Annotated in this window: 18 protein-coding genes and 6 tRNA genes; 8 read left to right on the top strand and 16 right to left on the bottom strand. The window is 53.7% G+C overall.

Features of this window, described 5'->3' with window-relative positions; all coding sequences use genetic code 11:
• Positions 1-154: 154 nt before the first annotated feature.
• The 3 genes from ptsH to cysZ all read right to left on the bottom strand — a co-directional run bounded on the left by ptsH (position 155) and on the right by cysZ (position 2,669).
• Complete coding sequence (gene ptsH, locus FD744_RS23640; protein ID WP_034825876.1) at positions 155-412, bottom strand: phosphocarrier protein Hpr; 258 nt, start codon at positions 410-412, stop codon at positions 155-157.
• Between the two features lie 386 nt (positions 413-798).
• Entirely contained in the window at positions 799-1,770 is a 972-nt protein-coding gene (gene cysK, locus FD744_RS23630) for a cysteine synthase A (RefSeq protein ID WP_034825880.1), read from the bottom strand.
• Positions 1,771-1,910: 140 nt separating this feature from the next.
• On the bottom strand, positions 1,911-2,669 hold the full coding sequence (cysZ, locus tag FD744_RS23625; protein ID WP_058959067.1) for a sulfate transporter CysZ: 759 nt from the start codon (positions 2,667-2,669) through the stop codon (positions 1,911-1,913).
• A 217-nt stretch (positions 2,670-2,886) separates the two neighbouring features.
• On the opposite strand from cysZ, the gene zipA reads away from it, so the two are divergent.
• From zipA to FD744_RS23610, 3 genes are all read left to right on the top strand, one after another.
• Positions 2,887-3,891 (top strand): cell division protein ZipA, encoded by a 1,005-nt coding sequence (gene zipA / locus FD744_RS23620; protein ID WP_160869736.1) that lies wholly within the window; start codon positions 2,887-2,889, stop codon positions 3,889-3,891.
• A 72-nt stretch (positions 3,892-3,963) separates the two neighbouring features.
• On the top strand, positions 3,964-5,982 hold the full coding sequence (gene ligA, locus FD744_RS23615) for an NAD-dependent DNA ligase LigA (RefSeq protein WP_160869734.1): 2,019 nt from the start codon (positions 3,964-3,966) through the stop codon (positions 5,980-5,982).
• A 1-nt stretch (position 5,983) separates the two neighbouring features.
• Positions 5,984-6,202 carry a DUF3820 family protein gene (locus FD744_RS23610; RefSeq protein WP_038645584.1) on the top strand — a complete coding sequence of 73 codons (219 nt, stop codon included), beginning with the start codon at positions 5,984-5,986 and terminating at the stop codon, positions 6,200-6,202.
• Positions 6,203-6,232: 30 nt separating this feature from the next.
• Here FD744_RS23610 and FD744_RS23605 read toward each other — a convergent pair whose 3' ends face one another.
• Positions 6,233-7,234, bottom strand: a complete 1,002-nt coding sequence (locus tag FD744_RS23605) for a bile acid:sodium symporter family protein (protein ID WP_097118552.1) — start codon at positions 7,232-7,234, stop codon at positions 6,233-6,235.
• A 99-nt stretch (positions 7,235-7,333) separates the two neighbouring features.
• Between FD744_RS23605 and FD744_RS23600 the strand changes: the two genes are divergently transcribed.
• Complete coding sequence (locus tag FD744_RS23600) at positions 7,334-8,254, top strand: LysR family transcriptional regulator (protein ID WP_160869732.1); 921 nt, start codon at positions 7,334-7,336, stop codon at positions 8,252-8,254.
• Here the strand turns inward: FD744_RS23600 and FD744_RS23595 are convergent.
• The 5 genes from FD744_RS23595 to FD744_RS23575 form a co-directional block, all read right to left on the bottom strand.
• Positions 8,251-8,601 carry a FlxA-like family protein gene (locus FD744_RS23595; RefSeq protein ID WP_058959063.1) on the bottom strand — a complete coding sequence of 117 codons (351 nt, stop codon included), beginning with the start codon at positions 8,599-8,601 and terminating at the stop codon, positions 8,251-8,253. The genes FD744_RS23600 and FD744_RS23595 overlap by 4 nt on opposite strands.
• Positions 8,602-8,748: 147 nt before the next feature.
• Positions 8,749-8,824: transfer RNA gene (locus FD744_RS23590), tRNA-Lys, on the bottom strand.
• Between the two features lie 4 nt (positions 8,825-8,828).
• Positions 8,829-8,904 (bottom strand) — tRNA-Val (locus tag FD744_RS23585).
• Between the two features lie 41 nt (positions 8,905-8,945).
• Positions 8,946-9,021: transfer RNA gene (locus FD744_RS23580), tRNA-Val, on the bottom strand.
• Between the two features lie 46 nt (positions 9,022-9,067).
• Positions 9,068-9,143 (bottom strand) — tRNA-Val (locus FD744_RS23575).
• A gap of 273 nt (positions 9,144-9,416) precedes the next feature.
• Here FD744_RS23575 and gltX point away from each other — a divergent pair.
• The gene (gene gltX, locus FD744_RS23570) at positions 9,417-10,838 is read left to right on the top strand and encodes a glutamate--tRNA ligase (RefSeq protein WP_058959062.1); all 1,422 of its coding nucleotides are present in this window, start codon (positions 9,417-9,419) and stop codon (positions 10,836-10,838) included.
• A gap of 84 nt (positions 10,839-10,922) precedes the next feature.
• Here the strand turns inward: gltX and FD744_RS23565 are convergent, their stop codons facing one another.
• On the bottom strand, positions 10,923-11,276 hold the full coding sequence (locus FD744_RS23565) for a YfeC-like transcriptional regulator (RefSeq protein ID WP_034825897.1): 354 nt from the start codon (positions 11,274-11,276) through the stop codon (positions 10,923-10,925).
• 114 nt (positions 11,277-11,390) lie between these two features.
• Positions 11,391-12,176: a formate/nitrite transporter family protein gene (locus FD744_RS23560; RefSeq protein WP_160869730.1), complete on the bottom strand. Its 786-nt coding sequence runs from the start codon at positions 12,174-12,176 to the stop codon at positions 11,391-11,393.
• A 344-nt stretch (positions 12,177-12,520) separates the two neighbouring features.
• Here FD744_RS23560 and FD744_RS23555 point away from each other — a divergent pair.
• Both FD744_RS23555 and FD744_RS23550 read left to right on the top strand, forming a co-directional pair.
• Positions 12,521-12,596: transfer RNA gene (locus tag FD744_RS23555), tRNA-Ala, on the top strand.
• A gap of 40 nt (positions 12,597-12,636) precedes the next feature.
• Positions 12,637-12,712: transfer RNA gene (locus tag FD744_RS23550), tRNA-Ala, on the top strand.
• A 394-nt stretch (positions 12,713-13,106) separates the two neighbouring features.
• Here the strand turns inward: FD744_RS23550 and FD744_RS23545 are convergent.
• From FD744_RS23545 to FD744_RS23525, 5 genes are all read right to left on the bottom strand, one after another.
• Positions 13,107-14,723, bottom strand: a complete 1,617-nt coding sequence (locus FD744_RS23545) for a rhodanese homology domain-containing protein (RefSeq protein WP_160869728.1) — start codon at positions 14,721-14,723, stop codon at positions 13,107-13,109.
• Positions 14,716-15,306, bottom strand: coding sequence for a cysteine dioxygenase (locus tag FD744_RS23540; RefSeq protein WP_160869726.1), 591 nt, complete (start codon positions 15,304-15,306; stop codon positions 14,716-14,718). The genes FD744_RS23545 and FD744_RS23540 overlap by 8 nt, the downstream gene beginning before the upstream one ends.
• Positions 15,303-15,509, bottom strand: a complete 207-nt coding sequence (locus tag FD744_RS23535; protein ID WP_237449456.1) for a hypothetical protein — start codon at positions 15,507-15,509, stop codon at positions 15,303-15,305. The genes FD744_RS23540 and FD744_RS23535 overlap by 4 nt, the downstream gene beginning before the upstream one ends.
• Complete coding sequence (locus FD744_RS23530) at positions 15,509-16,597, bottom strand: LLM class flavin-dependent oxidoreductase (RefSeq protein WP_160869724.1); 1,089 nt, start codon at positions 16,595-16,597, stop codon at positions 15,509-15,511. The genes FD744_RS23535 and FD744_RS23530 overlap by 1 nt, the downstream gene beginning before the upstream one ends.
• Before the next feature lie 192 nt (positions 16,598-16,789).
• Entirely contained in the window at positions 16,790-17,980 is a 1,191-nt protein-coding gene (locus tag FD744_RS23525) for a NupC/NupG family nucleoside CNT transporter (protein ID WP_034825912.1), read from the bottom strand.
• Between the two features lie 369 nt (positions 17,981-18,349).
• Between FD744_RS23525 and FD744_RS23520 the strand changes: the two genes are divergently transcribed.
• Positions 18,350-19,591: an Nramp family divalent metal transporter gene (locus FD744_RS23520; protein WP_034825925.1), complete on the top strand. Its 1,242-nt coding sequence runs from the start codon at positions 18,350-18,352 to the stop codon at positions 19,589-19,591.
• Positions 19,592-19,766: the final 175 nt, after the last annotated feature.

Raw genomic sequence — 19,766 nt, 5'->3', positions numbered from 1 at the left:
TACCTTTTAATCACGATGGCTCATTGACCCAATGCGTTGCCACTGTCGCGGAACAGTACTCTAAGGAAGCAAGAACGCGGACAGGTTGTCCGCGATCAAGATATTTGCACTCAATGGGGCAAAGGAGTCGGTTTAGTTGCTTGCCTGAGCGGAATTACTCCAGCTCAGCCATCAGTTTCACCAGGTGCTCAACCGCTTGCTGCTCATCTTCACCTTCAGCAGACAGCGTAACAACCGTACCCTGAGTCAGACCCAGAGTCTGCAGTTTGAACAGGCTTTTCGCGCTGGCAGATTTGCCATTAGAGGTCACAGTGATGTCTGACTGGAAAGCCTTAGCTTCTTTCACGAACTGAGCTGCAGGACGGGTATGAAGGCCGTTAGGTGCGGTAATGGTAACTTCTTGCTGGAACATTCTATTTCCCCAACTTTATCAGGTTTGGTGTTATGGATCTAAAGTCTAGCCTGGAGCCGTCACTTTAGCCTGTATAGGTGCGCTGGTGTGGCATTAAGCTGACCAAAAAATGCGCTTAGTAATGTGCGTCTTTCAGCAGCAGATCAAAAACTGTGCGAAAAGGTCACCTTGCTAAGTATGCCGTGATTCGCCGTTTCGCCAAATCAGTAATTCCATTCAGCTTGATCCACTTCAAAGCCAGATTAATTTCAGGCACCGAAATAATTGGGAGCTTAAATACCAGAGCCGCGTCATTGAAATCAATCTGTCTGGTGATAAAAGTGAGATCTGCGCCACAAAAAAGCACCCATTCGGGTGCTTTTTTCATCGTTTTCAGACTATGGCGGTTACTGTTGCAGCTCTTTTTCAGTGAACAGGTCGGCGAACAAAGCGGTACTTAAATAACGCTCGCCAGAGGAGGGCAGAATCACCACGATATTCTTGTTGGCAAATGCCTCATCTTCCTGCAGCTTCAGCGCCGCAGCCACTGCCGCACCTGAAGAGATACCGGCCAGAATGCCTTCTTCTTCCATCAGCTGACGCGCGGTGCTAATGGCTTCTTCGTTGGTGATGGCGACAACCCGATCAACCAGTTTCAGGTCAAGGTTGCCGGGGATGAAACCTGCGCCGATGCCTTGAATCTTGTGCGGGCCCGGTTTGATCTCTTCGCCAGCGATAGCCTGAGCGATGACCGGAGAGTCAGTCGGCTCTACCGCGACGGTGATTAAGTCTTTTTTGCCTTTGGTGTTCTTGATGTAACGGCTCACACCTGTCAGCGTGCCGCCGGTGCCTACGCCCGCAATGAACACATCCACTTCACCGTCGGTGTCTTCCCAGATCTCCGGGCCGGTGGTTTTTTCGTGGATCTCCGGGTTAGCCGGATTGCTGAACTGCTGCAGCAGCACAAATTTGTCAGGATCGCTGGCAACGATTTCCTCGGCTTTAGCAATGGCACCTTTCATGCCTTTTGCGCCTTCAGTCAGCACCAGATTCGCGCCCAGTGCTTTCAGCAGCTTGCGACGTTCAACAGACATGGTCTCTGGCATAGTCAGCGTGAGTTTGTAACCGCGAGCGGCGGCCACGTAAGCCAGTGCAATACCGGTGTTACCGCTGGTTGGCTCAACCAGTTCAACGCCCGGCTTTAAGATTCCGCGTTTTTCTGCGTCCCAAATCATATTGGCACCGATACGGCATTTGACGCTGAAGCTCGGGTTACGCGATTCGACCTTCGCCAGGATGCGTCCATTACCGATGCGGTTCAGTCGAACCAGCGGCGTATGACCAATTGTCAGAGAGTTGTCTTCATAGATCTTACTCATAGCTCGTCCTTAACTGTATGAAATATTGGGAACCCTCAGAGCATACCTGTTCTTCCGGTGTGCGGAAGGAAAGAAATCGCATATCTATATAGCCCACAACCATAAGCCTTACGCAAAAATGCATAAGGCTTTTTGAAGCTTTAGTGACGTGCATGCTGTAGGCGGTAGCGATCAACCCACATGGCAGTCGCGCCACATACGGCCACCGGCATGATAGCCAGATTCAGAATCGGAATCATGGTGAACAAACTGACCAGCGCGCCAAATTGCATGTTCGCCGTTTTATGCTGACGTAACGCACTACGCATCTGCTGAAAACTCACTTTGTGGTTATCAAACGGATAGTCGCAGTACTGCACCGACAGCATCCACGCGCTAAACAGAAACCATAATACCGGTGCCACCGTTTGTCCAAAACCGGGGATAAAGTAAAGCAGCAGCAGTCCCAGTGCACGCGGTAAATAGTAGCCAAGCTTCTGTAATTCGCGCTTCATGATGCGCGGGATATCTTTAACCATCGCCATCCAACCGCTATCCGGCAGCGGGTGACCGGTGAGGCGACCTTCCAGTTGCTCAGCCAGCAATCCACAAAAGGGGGCGGCAATCCAGTTCGCGATGGTGGAGAAGAAGTAGCTGAATACCAGCACAATCGATATGACGGAAAGCGGCCACAGCAAATAACTGAGCCACTGCAACCAATCAGGGATATGTGACATTAAGGCCGGAATCCACTCTCCGAGCCGTTGAAACAGCCAGATAAAGGCGCCTCCCAGCAGCAAAATGTTCACCAGCAGAGGAATAATGACGTAACGACGAATGCCAGGCAGACGTACCAGTCTCCAGCCTTCGGCAAAGTAATGAATACCATTTAATGATGAGGGCGATTTCTCAACGGGCATAGCGAGCCTTTCTCCTTTATGTGGCGGCGCGAACATCATAACCTGGCTTTTTGTCGGTGGCAGGCGCACTTTGCGCGAAAAATCAGCAAAAAAGCGTGGGGCAGCTATCTTATTTGTCAGAAAATACTGCACAGACTTGCACTTGTTTAGCTGGGCAAATACAGTTAGAGGATAAAGTTTGCCGTGGTGGCAAGGTATTGGAACAACAGAGAATACAATGATGCAGGATTTGCGTCTGATATTAATCGTTGTTGGCGCGATCGCCATAATAGCGTTGCTACTTCACGGACTGTGGACCAGCCGTAAAGAGCGCTCTTCCGTGTTTCGCGATCGCCCGCACAAACGTCTGAAACAGCGCGAAGAAGCGGATGAAGATCTGCTGAGCGAAGAAGATGATGATGGTGTCGGCGAAGTGCGTGTCCGTCGCAATCGTGACGCGCATGTCGAACCCGAATTCGACGCACCTGTGACTAAGCCTGTCAGCGCGCCACGTGCGCCTGAACCTGCGCGTCAGCCATTCCCGCGTCATGAAACCCCATTGATGGGTGATCCGCTGCTGGATGATGCGCCGGAAGTGCGCCAGCCTGCATCTGCGCCACAACCGCCGGTGGTTAAACCTGCGCCGCAGCCGCAGCCGCAGCCACAACCGCAGCCTCACTCCGTTCAGGCCGATCCCTTACTGGATAACGAGCCACTTTCTGCCACGCAGCCTGCGCCTGAGTTCCAGGCCGCTGAAGAGCCCGAATACGAAGAAGAAGCGCCGGTTGCACACGATGAACCAAAACAGTCTGCTGCTTCTACCCAGAGAAAAAATGAAGCGGTACTGGTGTTGCATGTTGCTGCCCACGCCGGTGGCGAACTGAACGGTGAAGCCTTATTGCAGGGTATTTTGCAAGCGGGCTTCCAGTTTGGTGAGATGAATATTTTCCATCGTCACCTGAGCCCAGCGGGCAGCGGTCCTGTGTTGTTCAGTCTGGCGAACATGGTGAAACCGGGCTCCTTTAATCCCGACACCATGGGCGATTTCAGCACGCCGGGTATCTCCATCTTTATGATGGTGCCGTCGTATGGCGATGCGAACCAAAACTTCAAGCTGATGCTGCAATCTGCCCAGCGTATTGCGGATGATGTCGGCGGGGTTGTGCTGGATGATGAGCGTCGCATGATGACGCCACAGAAGCTGGAAACTTATAAAGCGCGTATTCGCGAAGTTATCGGCTGATAGCCGCGAGCAAAATCAAATATTAACGAAACAACCCCCGCATGTCGGGGGTTTTTTATCGGATAAAACACTATGAAATCGGTTCAGGAGCAGATCACCGCGCTGCGCACCTCGTTACGTCACCATGAGTACCTCTATCACGTGATGGATACGCCGGAAATTCCGGATGCAGAATATGACCGACTGATGCAGCAATTGCGTGAACTGGAAGCGGCACATCCCGATCTCATTACCCCGGATTCGCCGACTCAGCGCGTGGGCGCAGCACCGCTGGCTGCCTTCGAACAGGTGCGCCATGAAGTGCCGATGCTGTCACTCGACAACACCTTCGATGAAGCCGGTTTCCTTGCCTTCAATAAGCGCGTCCAGGATCGCCTGAAAAGCAGCGACGATCTGACCTACTGTTGCGAGCTTAAGCTGGATGGCCTGGCGGTCAGTCTGTTGTATGAAGATGGACTGCTGGTGCGTGCGGCGACACGCGGTGATGGCACCACGGGCGAGAATATTACCGCCAACGTGCGCACTATCCATGCCATTCCGCTGCGTCTGCACGGCGACAATATTCCTGCACGTGTCGAAGTACGTGGTGAAGTCTTTATGACCGAAGCGGGCTTCGAGAAACTCAATGAGGATGCACGTCGCACCGGCGCGAAAGTGTTTGCCAACCCGCGCAACGCCGCGGCGGGATCGCTACGTCAGCTCGATCCGCGCATTACCGCTAAACGTTCTCTGACTTTCTTCTGTTACGGTTTCGGCCTGCTGGAAGGCGGTGATATGCCCGCCAGCCACTGGCAGCGCCTGCAGCAATTTAAAGCCTGGGGTTTACCGGTCAGCGACCGTATTCGTCTGGCGCATACCGCGGAAGAGGTGCTGGAATTTTATCGTCAGGTTGAGCAGGATCGCCCGACACTCGGATTCGATATTGATGGCGTGGTCATCAAGGTCGATTCGCAGGCACTGCAGGAACAATTAGGCTTTGTCGCCCGCGCCCCGCGCTGGGCCGTTGCTTTTAAATTCCCGGCGCAGGAGCAGATGACCTTTGTGCGCGATGTTGAGTTTCAGGTGGGGCGTACTGGCGCGATTACGCCAGTCGCTCGTCTGGAGCCGGTGCAGGTGGCTGGCGTGGTGGTGAGTAATGCCACCTTGCACAATGCGGATGAAATTGCGCGTCTTGGCCTGCGCATTGGCGACAAAGTGGTGATTCGCCGCGCCGGAGATGTGATTCCGCAGGTGGTCAACGTGGTGGAATCCGAGCGTCCGGATGATACTCGCGAAATCATCTTCCCCAGCCATTGCCCGGTGTGTGGCTCGGATGTCGAGCGCGTGGAAGGCGAAGCCGTTACCCGTTGTACCGGAGGGCTGATTTGTGGTGCCCAGCGTAAAGAGGCGCTCAAACATTTTGTTTCTCGTCGTGCGATGGATGTTGACGGCATGGGCGACAAAATCATCGATCAGCTGGTCGAAAAAGAGTACGTACAAACACCTGCCGATCTGTTCCGTCTGACGGCGGGCAAGCTGACGGGACTGGATCGCATGGGGCCGAAATCGGCACAAAATGTGGTGGATGCGCTCGAAAAAGCGAAACTCACCACGCTGCCTCGCTTCCTGTATGCGCTGGGGATTCGTGAAGTCGGTGAAGCCACTGCGGCCAATCTGGCCAATCATTTTGGCGATCTTGAGAAGGTGATGAACGCCGATCTGGATGCGCTGATTGCGGTGCAGGACGTGGGTAAAGTCGTGGCCGCGCATGTGCGCAACTTTATGGAAGAAGAGAGCAATCGCGAAGTCATCCGCGAACTCACCGAAGAGGTGGGCGTGCATTGGCCGCAGCTGGAAGTGGTAAATGTTGAAGAGATCGACAGCCCTTTTGCTGGCAAGACCGTGGTGCTGACCGGATCGCTGTCACAGATGAATCGCGATGATGCCAAAGAACGTTTAGTCGCGTTGGGCGCGAAAGTGAGCGGCAGCGTGTCGAAGAAAACAGACTTACTGATTGCTGGCGAAGCAGCGGGTTCCAAGCTGGCGAAAGCGCAGGAGCTCGGTATACCCGTGATCGACGAAGCGGAAATGATTCGGCTGCTGGGAGCCTAACGTGGACAAACATCAGCTGGTTGAAATCGCCAATACCGCTATGCCGTTCGGCAAGTATAAAGGCCGCATGCTGATTGATGTGCCAGAAGAGTATCTGCTGTGGTTTGCGCGTAAAAACGAATTTCCGGCAGGGAAGCTGGGCGAGCTGATGCAGCTGACCCTGGCGATCAAAATAGAAGGATTGCAGGGGTTAGTTAAACCGCTGAAGCGCAGTGAATAACAAAACGGCCCGCAATTGCGGGCCGTTTGCTTAGGATTTTTGTGCTTCGACTTGCTGCTGTGCCAGCCGCTTCTCATTGCCCGCCTTATAACGCTGGGCGATGAAGGAGCAGACCATCAACTGCACCTGATGGAAGATCATCAGCGGCAGCACGATAATCCCCACTGAGCTGGCCGGGAACAGGATATTTGCCATCGGCACGCCATTGGCGAGACTCTTTTTCGAACCACAGAACAGCACCACGATTTCATCGGCGCGGCTGAAACCAAACAGACGCGAGGCACCCAGGTTAATCGCCAGCGCGACAAACAGAATCAGCACGCTGCCTGCCAGAATCCACAGCAGCGTATCCACACCCACGCGATGCCAGATACCGTTGACCACTGCTTCGCTGAACGCGGAGTAAACCACTAACAGAATCGAAGTCTGGTCGGTTTTACCAATCAGGCTACGATGTTTCTCCACCCAGCCGCCAATCCAGCGACGTGACATATGACCAATCACAAACGGCACCAGCAGTTGCAGCATGATTTTGCCAATCTGCTCCAGACCGTTGCTCGGCGCATCGCTATGGACGTTCATCACCAGATTCACCAGCAGCGGCGAGATGAATACGCCCAGCAGGCTGGATGCCGAAGCGGCACAAACCGCAGCCGCCACGTTCCCCCCCGCCATGGAGGTGAAGGCAATCGCAGACTGCACGGTGGCAGGCAGAATACACAGATAAATGAAGCCGGTATAAATCTCTGGCCCGACGTTCACCGGATGCCACCACACCAGCAGCAAGCCAAGAATCGGGAACACCACGAAAGTGCTGCACATGATCCACAGATGCAAACGCCAGTGGCTGCTGCCGGCAATGATTTTCTCGCGTGACAGCTTGGCACCGTGCATAAAGAACAGCAGGGCGATGGCGGCGGTGGTCAGGTATTCAAAGAAATCGACAAACCCGCCTTTGGCCGGGATGAAGCTGGCCAACAGCACAGTGATGATGAGTTTGACCATCATCGGGTCGAGTCGTAAAAAGCCCATTGTTACAATCCGGTTAAAATAAAAAAGATGGTGCTGATTGTGCGCCAGCTAGGTTTAGAAATAAAATTGATTTATTGCATCAATCTATGAGCGATATCGATGAATTACACCTTACGTCAGTTACGCACCTTTGTGGCTGTGGCGCAGCAGGGCAGTTTTAGCCAGGCAGGGCAGGCGATTGGGCTCAGCCAGTCGGCGGTCAGCCACAGTATTAAAGAGCTGGAAGCGGAAATGGGCGTGCGTTTGCTGGACCGCACCACACGTGAAGTGATGCTGACGGAAGCGGGGCACCAGCTGGCATCGCGGCTGGAACGGTTGCTGGAGGAGTTAAACACGACGCTGCTGGATTTGCGCAGTTACGGCGAGCAGCGCAGTGGCACCGTACGTGTTGCCGCCAGCCAGACACCTTCGGCAAATCTAATGCCGCAGTGTCTGGCGAGTAGCCAGCAACGTTATCCGGATATCCGCGTCATCCTGCACGATCGCGCTCAGCAGTCAGTGCTGCAAAGCGTGCGCAATGCGGAGGTGGATTTTGGCATTGTCATCGGGCCGCTAGGGGATGCCGATCTGGATTACGAAGCGATTTTGCAGGAGCCGTTCTTATTGTTGTGCCATGCGGATGATGTTTTGGCCCAGGTCGAGCGAGCGGAATGGACGATGCTGGCGGGGCGCAACCTGGTTTTGCAGGATTATGCTTCAGGAAGTCGTCTTCTGGTGGATGCGGCGCTGCAGCAGTTATCGATTCAGGTGCAGGTGGTGCAGGAAATTGGTCATCCCGCCACGCTGTTTCCGATGGTGGAAGCCGGTATTGGCATCAGCATTTTGCCTGCGCTGGCGTTACCGCTGCCGGCGGGGCGGAAACTGACGGTGCGACGCCTCTATCCGGAAATCCATCGAAATCTGATGCTGATTAAACGAAAAAATCGCTCTCTGACACCCGCTGCGGAAGCGATCTGGCAGGAAGTGCGCCAACAAGCAGGCCTGCTGGCGCAACAACGTGCTCTCAAACCGGCGTTTTAGACGTAAACGTTGATCTGATTGGTCTCGGTCGGACGGTTAATGCCATCGGCTTTCTGAGCGCTGGTGGCACTTTCCGTCGTGGGCTGCTGTGCTTCTTGTTTCTGTTGTGCTTTTTCTGCTGCCTGCTGCTCGATTTGTGCAATCTGCGCTTCAATCATCTGAATCTGCGATTGCAACATCTGTTCCTGTTCAGATTTTTGCTCATCTGTCAGGGAGTCATCACTGGATAAATCTTTAATTTCTTTGGTGATGCTTTGAATCTGTTTATTCAGGCTGGCAATTTCTGACGTTGAACCGCTACCGCTGCTTGCGGTACTGACACTGCTAACACTTGAGATAGTAGACATGGTTTTCTCCTTGCAATAGACCATTATCGTTATCGGCAAGGGGATAAAACGGCTTGAGCACACAAAGCGTTAAGTGTTTGCAAAGGTTTTGTGAGGACGGGCAAATCGCAGATAGCAAAAAGGCGCCTTTAGGGCGCCTTTCTACATTGGTGGGTCGTGCAGGATTCGAACCTGCGACCAATTGATTAAAAGTCAACTGCTCTACCAACTGAGCTAACGACCCGAAGTGGTGGGCGATGACGGGCTCGAACCGCCGACCCCCTCCGTGTAAAGGAGATGCTCTACCAACTGAGCTAATCGCCCACTTCGGAACTGCTTAACAAAAGTGTCATCTGACTAAGATATGGTGGGCGATGACGGGCTCGAACCGCCGACCCCCTCCGTGTAAAGGAGATGCTCTACCAACTGAGCTAATCGCCCATATCTTACTCTTCAAACTCTTGCACACTGCGAGCCACTTTTAGGGTGGTGGGTGATGACGGGCTCGAACCGCCGACCCCCTCCGTGTAAAGGAGATGCTCTACCAACTGAGCTAATCACCCCCGCTGTGTGGAGTCGCATTATAGGGATCCTTCGAAGTGAGTCAACGCTTTTTAAAACATAAATGTGCGTTCGCTTTAAATTTAGGCAGCATGCCGCGCTTTTAGCCAATGTGCTGGTTTTATTAGCAGAAAAACGCACTTCAATCTGTGATGCCGCCGCGAGAGTCATTGAGGAAAGCGTCTCACCTGCTAGAATATGCGCACTGTTTTTTCGCGTTAACCCGTTTTTTTGTCATCCAGACAAAGAAACCTGCGCATCTAAGGCAATGCTGAATGAAAATCAAAACTCGCTTCGCACCCAGCCCAACGGGCTACCTGCATGTGGGCGGTGCCCGTACTGCTCTTTATTCCTGGCTTTATGCTCGCCACAACAAGGGCGAATTCGTTCTGCGTATCGAAGATACCGATCTGGAACGTTCAACGCCGGAAGCCATTGAAGCCATCATGGATGGCATGAACTGGCTCAACCTGCAGTGGGATGAAGGCCCGTACTATCAGACGAAGCGCTTTGATCGTTACAACGCGGTCATCGATGAGATGGTAGCAGCAGGTACTGCTTATAAATGCTATTGCTCTAAAGAGCGTTTAGAAGCGCTGCGTGAAGAGCAGATGGCGAAAGGCGAGAAGCCACGTTATGACGGCCGTTGCCGTGACAGCCATGAACATCATGCGGCGGATGAGCCTTGCGTGGTGCGTTTCCGTAATCCGCAAGAAGGTTCGGTGATTTTCGATGACCAGATCCGTGGTCCAATTGAGTTCAGCAATCAGGAGCTGGATGATCTGATCATCCGCCGCACCGATGGTTCACCAACCTACAACTTCTGTGTGGTGGTGGATGACTGGGATATGGGCATCACTCACGTGATCCGTGGTGAAGACCACATCAACAACACGCCACGCCAGATCAACATCCTTAAAGCGATTGGTGCAGAGGTGCCAACTTACGCGCACGTCTCCATGATCCTGGGTGATGACAGTAAAAAGCTGTCGAAACGCCATGGCGCAGTCGGTGTGATGCAGTACCGTGATGACGGCTATCTGCCGGAAGCGCTGCTCAACTATCTGGTGCGTCTGGGCTGGTCACATGGCGACCAGGAAATTTTCAGCGTGGCTGAGATGGCCGAGCTGTTTACCCTGGATGCCGTGAGCAAGTCTGCCAGTGCGTTTAACACCGAAAAACTGCAGTGGCTGAACCATCACTACATTAATACGCTGCCGCCAGAATACGTGGCGACGCAGCTGCAGTGGCACATCGAGCAACAGAATATCGATACCCGCACCGGTCCGGAACTGGCGAAGCTGGTGACGCTGCTGGGTGAGCGTTGCAAAACGCTGGTCGAGATCGCGGCTTCCTGCCGTTACTTCTATGAAGAGTTTGAAGCCTTTGATGCTGACGCGGCGAAGAAACATCTGCGTCCTGTTGCACGCCAGCCACTGGAAGTGGTGCGTGACAAACTGGCTGCGCTGAGCGACAGCGAGTGGAATGCCGAGAATGTGCACAACGCGATTCAGGGTGCTGCTGATGCGCTGGAATTGGGTATGGGCAAAGTGGGCATGCCACTGCGCGTGGCGGTCACCGGTGCAGGCCAGTCTCCGGCACTGGATGTGACGGTTGAAGCGATTGGTCGCAGCCGCAGCGTGGCCCGTATCGAAAAAGCGCTGGCCTTCATTGCTGAACGTGAAGCCCAGGCTTAATTGAGTTAGCGGCAGCCTGTAACGTTGCCGCTTCACTTATCGCGGGCATTAAAAAAGCCGGGTGCATGATGCGCCCGGCTTTTTTTAATCTTCTTTAATCCCTAGCCGTTCCAGCACACCACTAATCCCCTCGCGCAGCAACAATGCAGCCAGTTGATCTTGCTCAGCGGTCGTCATTTGCTGGACAGAATTTATTAATAACGCAGGTAACGTATTTTGTTGAGCACCGTAATTGGCCGCCGGCTCGGTCGCGTGGCGGGTGGACTGAACAAAGCTTTTAACACGCTCATCAATATGAATTAATCGCGCTTTACCACCCTGCACGCCGGGCTTGGGCGTGGTTGTCCAGTTTTCGCGTTTGATCCACTTATTCACCGTTTGCCGACTGTAGCCCGTTTCCAGCGCGAGCTCTTCGGGGGTGAGCCATTCCTTTTTCACGATGCTGTCCCTGTTAAATACATTAGCTGTACATATTACAACAAAACGTAACGGGGAAAAGTAATCAGGCAGGAAAATGCCTCTTGTCTGATGACAAAAGGCATAAATCGGATATTAAGCTTCGCTGGTTTCAGCTTGTGCAGGACGGAAAGCGAGGAAATAGGTGAGACCAACAAATATTGCACCGCCCACGCCGTTGCCGAGGAACACGGCAATCACGTTTGGCGCAAAGTCTGCCCAGCTCATTTGTCCGGCAAAAATCGCGGCGGGCACAATAAACATGTTCGCCACCACGTGCTGGAAGCCAATCGCCACGAAGGCCATCACCGGGAACCACATGCCGAAGATTTTGCCGACCATATCTTTACTGGCGAAGGCTAACCACACCGCCAGACACACCAGCCAGTTGCAACCAATGCCGGAAATGAAGGCGTGCAGGAAATCTGCATTCACTTTCGCGTGTGCAATCGCCACGGTCTTTTTCAGATAATCGCCTTCAGTCATGCCCAACATGTGGCCAAAGAACCAGGCGACCGCGATGCTGCCGATAAAGTTAGCAATCGTGACCCAGAACCAGTTGCGTAGCACGCTAAAACCGCTAATGCGGCGGGCGAACCAGGCAATTGGCAAGGTCATCATATTGCCGGTCAACAGTTCTCCACCGGCCAGAACGGTAAGGATCAGGCCAACCGGGAACACCGCTGCGCCGAGGAAGCCGCCAAACGAGCCCCATTCAGCAGGCAGTTGGTTGATAACATGCAGATCCAACAGAAAACCAGTGGCAATAAAGGCACCGGCCATAAAACCAAGGATCAATAAGGTGGAAACAGGCAAACGGCTTTTAGCCACGCCCGCTTGAATCGCCAGTTGGGCGATCTCTTTCGGTGTATGCAGCGACATATTTCACTTTTCTTTTATTGAACAAGGGGAAAATGCTGGCCGGTCAAAGAGTGATATACCCTGGAAGGTTGACCGGTTAATTAGCGCGCTAAGTTTTACACTTACCCGTAACGAACACAAGATTATTCCTAACATCTTTAACCCTGATTTAACCTCGGTTGCAGGGTGTTAAATGCGAAAATACGTTAACGGAATGCACAGTTGCGTTGAAAAAAAAGCCATTACGGTAGGGCGTTGCCGCCTTTTTCAGCGATTGAACACAGAACGAGAATTTGGCGTTGACACTCAGGGAGCGGTTTCATATGATGCCGTCCGTCGAGTTAAATCGGCTGTTTTTCGGTGCTGGGGGTATAGCTCAGCTGGGAGAGCGCTTGCATGGCATGCAAGAGGTCAGCGGTTCGATCCCGCTTATCTCCACCAAATCGTTTTTAACGATGCACTGAAAAAGATTTCCAGATGTGGGGGTATAGCTCAGCTGGGAGAGCGCTTGCATGGCATGCAAGAGGTCAGCGGTTCGATCCCGCTTATCTCCACCAAATCTCTGTTCGTCCTGAACAATAGCATCACAATCTAACACTGACTGAATTCATAATTGCTCATTTCGTATGCAGAATGGCGTCATTATTCGTGTGACGACAACTCCCAGCGTTCTGAAATGCGCCAATCTTTTGATATCAAGTTTCTCGACGAATTGCGCCGTAAATCGCGCGTGCTTCTTCCTGTGCGCTGAGATGATCTCACCCATTCAGCACCAGCTGCTCATTAGGGGCGCAATGAATCGCACCGCAGCAGCTTCTCACGCGCTGCGATGATTAAATCCGTTAAGCATTCAGCACGGCATCAGAGTGCGCCATAAATCGTGCCGCCAGAGCTTAGTGTGCACTGAAATTATGCACAATCTGGTCGCGGCGCAATTCATGGCGCTAAGAATTAAGCGGTTGCGGCTTGTTCTTGTGCAGGCAACACGCGGAAGCCGTGCGTGCCATCACGATCCAACTGCGCCACCAGACCGTATTCCCAATCGAGATATGCCTGCATCACAGCAGGTGCGATATCGGTGCCTTCATACGGACGACGATAGCGATCAATCGCCGGAGACAGCAATTGTTGGTCGCCTTGCTCGGTGGGCAGTTGCGCTGCGCGCCAGGCTGCATTGCCGCCCTCCAGTACAAACACCGGCTTGCCGGTGAGTTCTGCCACCTGTTCAACCGCATATCCGGCCAGCAGGCTGCTGCCACAGGTCAGAACATAACGTCGTGCCGCTGGCAGTGCGGATTTGCCCTCTTTTTGCAGCGTTGAACGTAGCAGCCAGCCCGCGCCTGGAATATGGCTGTTGAGGTGATTGGCGCGCGTGGTGAAGTCCAGTACCTGGGTCTGACCTTCTTCCAGCCACTCCGCCAGTTGCTGCGGAGAAATAAACTCGGGCTGCGCAACCGCAGGAACCTGCGCTTTCCAGGCGCCGGTGGCACTGAAATCACTGGCCTGCAGCTCTTCCAGCACCGAGACCTGCCAGCCAAGCTGCGCCAGCCAGGAGGCGGTCATATTGGCGCGTACACCATCGTCATCAATCAGTACAATCCGCGCGCCACGCACGCTGGCGTAATGGTCAGTTTCCTGCACCAGCTGTCCGCCTGGAACATGACGACTGCCGGGCAGATGACCCGCCGCATACTCGTCAGCGTCGCGCACATCAAACAGGTAAGTGGTGCGCGGTTCCTGCTGCCAGCGCTTGAGCGTTGCCAGTGGAATACGTTCTACGCCAGCGCGATCGGCAATGCCTCGTGCGTGACTCGCCGCCTGTCGCTGTGCGGTTTCACTGGCATCACCGTAACGGCGTGACTGACCTTTATCCAGATCGTGGCCTGCCAGCGTCCAGCCAATCGTGCCGTTGCGCAGCGCAAACACCGGATTACGGATACCGGCATTGACCAGCGACTGGGTGCCGATAATGCTGCGCGTGCGGCCCGCACAGTTCACGATCACCGTGGTTTCCGGTGATGGCGCGATATCGCGCACGCGCAACACCAGCTCACCGCCCGGTACGCTGGTGGCGCCTGGAATGCTCATGGTCTGGTATTCATCAAAGCGGCGCGCATCCAGCACCACCACGTTGGCGTCGCTGTTGATTAAGCTGTGTACTTCATCAGCTGACAGGGAAGGGGTGTGATTGTGATGTTCTACCAGTTCACCAAAGGCCTTACTCGGTGAATTCACATCAATAAACAGCTCCCCGCCGGCTGCCTGCCAACCCGTTAAATCCTCTTTTAACAGCGCCACATTGCTGTAGCCCAGCGCGGCAATACGCTCTGCTGCTGCCTGTGCCAGACCCTCGCCGTTATCATATAAAGTGATGGCTGTTGTGGATTGTGGAATGCGGTCCAATAGCTCCAGCTCCAGTTTGGAGAGCGGGATATTCACCGCAAACAGCGGATGGCCGGTGGCAAACAGCGCTTCGTCGCGCACATCAACAATCGCCACTTCCTGCTGCTGACGCAGAGCTTCAAGAATGTCCGCAGCCTGGCGGAAAGGGAAAACGGTTTTACTCATGTGATAGATCCCAAATGTTCGGTAAGTAACGGTTGCTGTAACCGGAGATAAACTGTTTTTCACTGCCGTCTTCGCGATATACCGCGCGTTTGACCGCGCCAATGTTGGCGCCATACACGTGGATGCTGATCGAGACGCGATCGTCATAGGCATTGCTGACGCGATGGATATCGCCCACGGTGGGAGAGACGGCTTCGACACTACCGGGATCAAGACGTACCGGCGCACCTTCTGGCTGCAGGCCGTTCGGCCCGGGCTGCCAGGATTGCGATATCTCCGCACCGCGCAGCATGCCAATTAATCCCCATACGCGATGGTCGTGAATCGGGGTTTGCTGGCCAGGCCCCCAGACGAAGCTCACAACTGAAAAGTGCTGCCGGGCATCGGCGTACAGCAGATATTGTTGATAGTGTTCGGGATGCGGCTGGGTATAAGCCTCGTCCAGCCAGTCGTCATGTTGGATCAGCTCGCCCAGCCAGGCGCTGCCCTGTTGCAAAACAGTGGCTTCATCGGGATTCTGGTCGAGCAAGGTGGCAAGGTTACCGACAAAGTCGCGTAAGCGATGATGCTGATAGGCACTCATGATTTATCTCCCGGCAAAGCGGGATCAAAAGCCGTAAGTTCCAGACCGTAAGACAGGTTGTTGAGTTCGCCTGACGATTTTAACGCGGCAAAACGATCCCCTTTAACATCGCCCAGGCGCAGTGTGACTTTATCAGCGGCGAACAGCGGATGGAGCGTGAAGAGCGCCAGCGCAACGCCGGTAAAGAGAGTTGCCAGCCGCATCAGGCGCTCCTTTTGTTAGCGGCGTTTAGCGCCGCGACTTTCTCGCGCGTCAGCGGAATCAGCTCCTCGCCATATTCCACCGCATCATTCAGCGGATCGAAGCCGCGAATCAGCACGCTGTGAATACCCAGGCGATAGTAATCCAGCAGCGCATCGGAAACCTGATCGGCGGTGCCTACCAGTGCGGTGGAGTTGTAGCCGCCCTGTACCAGTTTCGCTACGCCGGTCCATAACACTTTGTCCAGGCGATCGCCTTCATTGGCGGCAGCCAGCAAACGCTGAGCGCCAACACTTTGCGGCTTGGGTTTACCAAAGGCGAAGCCGGTCTCTTGTAACTGCTTCTCGGCCAGTTCACGGATATGCTCGGCACGTTCCCAGGCCTCTTTCTCGGTTTTCCCGATAATCGGACGGAACGAGATATTGAAATCAATCTCACGCCCGTGCTGAGCCGCAGCGGCTCGCACATTGCGCACCGTCTCTTCCGCCCCTTTCAGTGGCTCGCCCCACAAGGCAAAGACATCGGCATGGCGCGCAGCGACATCAATCGCCTCCTGAGACGATCCACCAAAGTATATCGGCAGCTTTTTCTGCGCAGGTTTGATGGCGGAAAACGCCTGCTCAGCCTGGTAAAAATGTCCCTTGTGATCATAAGGCTGGCTGGATTCCAGACTCTGCTTCAGCACGGCAAGAAACTCATCGCTGCGCGCATAGCGTTCGGCTTTATTCAGGAAGTCACCATCACGACGCTGCTCGACATCGCTACCGCCGCTGATGATATGCACGGCCAGCCGACCATCGGTCAGTTGATCCAACGTTGCCAGCTTGCGTGCGGCCAGTGTCGGTGCGACAAAGCCCGGACGGTGTGCCAGCAGGAATTTTAGTGTTGAGGTGTGTGCCGCAGCATGTGCGGTCACCAGAAAGCCGTCGGGTTGATCGGACCAATAGCCCACCAGAATGCGATCAAATCCCGCTTCTTCATGGGCGCGGGCGAAACGCGCGATGTAATCTTTATCGAACAGTGGACCGCTGGCGGGAATGATTTCGGAAGCCAGGCGGTGGCCAATCATGCCAAGAAATTGAATGCTCATACGATTCTCCAGATGTGACGTTATGGAGAAAAGCTACGGGCGCAGGCAACCGGGACGGAAATTCAATATTGTGAAAAGGTTTTGCGTCAGGCGGGGAAGCGGCGAATGACGGGGATAAAAGGGATGAAATGCAAGATAGAACAGAAAGGCATAATTAAGAAGAGAAGGGCGAGCCGCAGCTCGCCCTGAACATCAGAAGGCCAGAACCAGACCGGCGATAGCGGCAGAAAGCACGCTCACCAGGGTTGAGCCGTACAGCAGTTTAAGGCCGAAGCGAGAAACCACGTTACCCTGTTCTTCGTTCAAGCCCTTAATCGCACCCGCCACAATCCCGATAGAGGAGAAGTTAGCGAAGGAGACGAGGAACACAGACAGGATTCCTTCTGCGTGCGGTGACAGCTGACCAGCAATCTTCTGAAGATCCATCATCGCCACGAATTCGTTAGAAACCAGTTTGGTTGCCATGATACTGCCAACCTGCAGCGCTTCACTGGACGGCACGCCCATCACCCACGCAAACGGGTAGAACACATAACCCAGCACACCCTGGAAGCTGATGCCGAAGATCAGGTCAAACAGCGCGTTCAGGCCAGAAATCAGGGCGATAAAACCAATCAGCATGGCGGCAACGATGATCGCCACTTTGAAACCGGCAAGGATATATTCGCCCAGCATTTCGAAGAAGCTCTGACCTTTGTGCAGATCCTGCAACTGCAGATCTTCTTCGCTATCGACGCGGTACGGGTTGATCAGTGACAACACAATGAAGGTGCTGAACATGTTCAATACCAGCGCGGCCACCACATATTTCGGCTGCAGCATAGTCATATAAGCGCCGACGATGGACATGGAAACTGTCGACATTGCCGTAGCAGCCATGGTGTACATGCGACGCTGTGACATTTTGCCAAGGATATCTTTATACGCGATAAAGTTTTCTGACTGTCCCAAAATCAGAGAGCTTACGGCGTTGAAGGATTCCAGTTTGCCCATACCGTTGACTTTTGACAGCACGGTACCGATGCCGCGGATCACCCAAGGCAGGATACGGAAATGCTGCAAAATACCGATCAGCGCGGAGATAAACACGATCGGGCACAGAACATTCAGGAAGAAGAACGCCAGGCCTTTGTCGTTCATGTTGCCGAATACGAAGTTAGTCCCTTCGGCAGCATACTTCAGTAGATGGTCAAACAGACCCGCGAACCCTTTGACGAAGCCGAGGCCCGCTTCAGAGTTGAGGAAGAACCACGCCAGCAAAACTTCGATCACCAGAAGCTGTACGATGTAACGAATGCGGATGCTTTTACGATCATGACTGACCAGCAAGGCCAGTACGGCTACCACCACTAATGCCAAAAGAAAGTGCAAAATATGGGACATGTCGGCTCCAAATTTGAGGAGGGTTGTATTTTGTTGCGTATTCTATGTAACGCGTTACTTAAAAACGAGATCAAAACCACATTATAAGTATTCGGTATCGACAAATTTCTAAGAATAGTCTCACCGCTCACAACCTCTTCACAAAGCCTTCACAAGAAATATCCATAAAAACATTGTCTATAAAATAACCCGGGAGTAGAGTGATTCCTGTTGCAAACATTTTGGCAAGAACTGGCTTTACCGCAAGGTATAGCAATGGCTATACTTCATAGCACCATCTATTATTACGATAACTATAATCAAATTTCACTTGCCTTGAGCGCCCGTTAAGCTGCATGGGTCAACAAGCGTTAGGACAGGGTCCACACTATGTCAGAAAGTCGCACTGCTGAGCGCGCCGCTCGCGGAGCCAGAAAAATCAAGCTCGCGCTGCTTGGCCCTGCCTTCATCGCGGCAATTGGTTATATCGATCCCGGTAACTTTGCCACCAATATTCAGGCGGGTGCGGCCTACGGCTACAAACTGCTGTGGGTGGTGGTCTGGGCCAATGTGATGGCGATGCTGATTCAGCTGATGTCAGCCAAACTTGGCATCGCCACCGGTAAAAACCTTGCCGAGCATATCCGCGATCGCTTTCCACGCCCGGCAGTGTGGTTCTATTGGGTGCAGGCGGAAATCATCGCCATGGCCACTGACCTCGCGGAATTTATCGGTGCGGCACTCGGCTTTAAATTATTGCTGGGGATTTCGCTACTGCAAGGCGCCGTGCTCACCGGCGTCGCCACCTACCTGATTTTGATGCTGCAAAGCCGGGGGCAGAAGCCGCTGGAGTTGGTGATTGGCGGCCTGCTGTTGTTTGTCGCCGCTGCCTATATTGTTGAGCTGTTTTTCTCGCAGCCGAAAGTGAGTGAATTGGTCACCGGTATGGCGTTGCCTTCGCTGCCCACCTCTGACGCCGTGTTCCTCGCTGCCGGTGTGCTGGGTGCCACCATCATGCCGCATGTGATTTACCTGCACTCGGCACTGACGCAACACGGTAACATTGGCAGTAAAGCGGATCGCTACTCGTCCACTAAACTCGATGTGGCGATTGCCATGACCATTGCCGGCTTTGTCAATCTGGCGATGATGGCGACTGCGGCAGCAGCTTTCCACTTCAGCGGGCATACCAGCATTGTGGATCTCGACCAGGCGTATTTGACGCTGCAACCTTTGCTGGGCCGCGCAGCAGCCATTGTGTTTGGATTAAGTCTGGTGGCGGCAGGCTTGTCTTCTACCGTGGTGGGAACACTAGCGGGACAAGTCGTGATGCAGGGCTTTATTCGCTTCCATATTCCGCTGTGGCTGCGTCGCACCATCACCATGCTGCCTTCCTTTATTGTGATCTGGGCCGGATGGGATCCAACGCGCATTCTGGTGATGAGCCAGGTACTGTTGAGTTTCGGTATCGCACTGGCATTGATCCCGCTGTTGGCCTTTACCGGCAACCGCGAGTTGATGGGCGATGAGATGGTCAATTCGCGCCTGATGCAAAACGCCGGACGCCTGATAGTGGTGCTGGTGGTGGCGTTAAATCTCTATCTGTTGGTCGGTGAGGCGCTCGGCTGGTAACGCTTCGGCTGGTCAAGACGAAAAAAAGAAAATCCCGGCTATCAGGCCTAATGCTTGTCAGTTAAGATCTTAATGGAGGCCGCAGCGGATAACGTTGCGGCTTCTTTTTTACCGCCCTTGGGTAATGCCGCACTCTTCTTTCCGGCAGCACCAGCCCTGGCGCCATCGCCCTTAT

The organism is Pantoea sp. Taur, from assembly GCF_009830025.1.
In the GTDB taxonomy this organism is placed as follows: Bacteria; Pseudomonadota; Gammaproteobacteria; order Enterobacterales; family Enterobacteriaceae; genus Pantoea; species Pantoea communis.
Note: the sequence above shows the minus strand (reverse complement) of the source record. Positions and strands in the feature narration are given on the sequence as shown.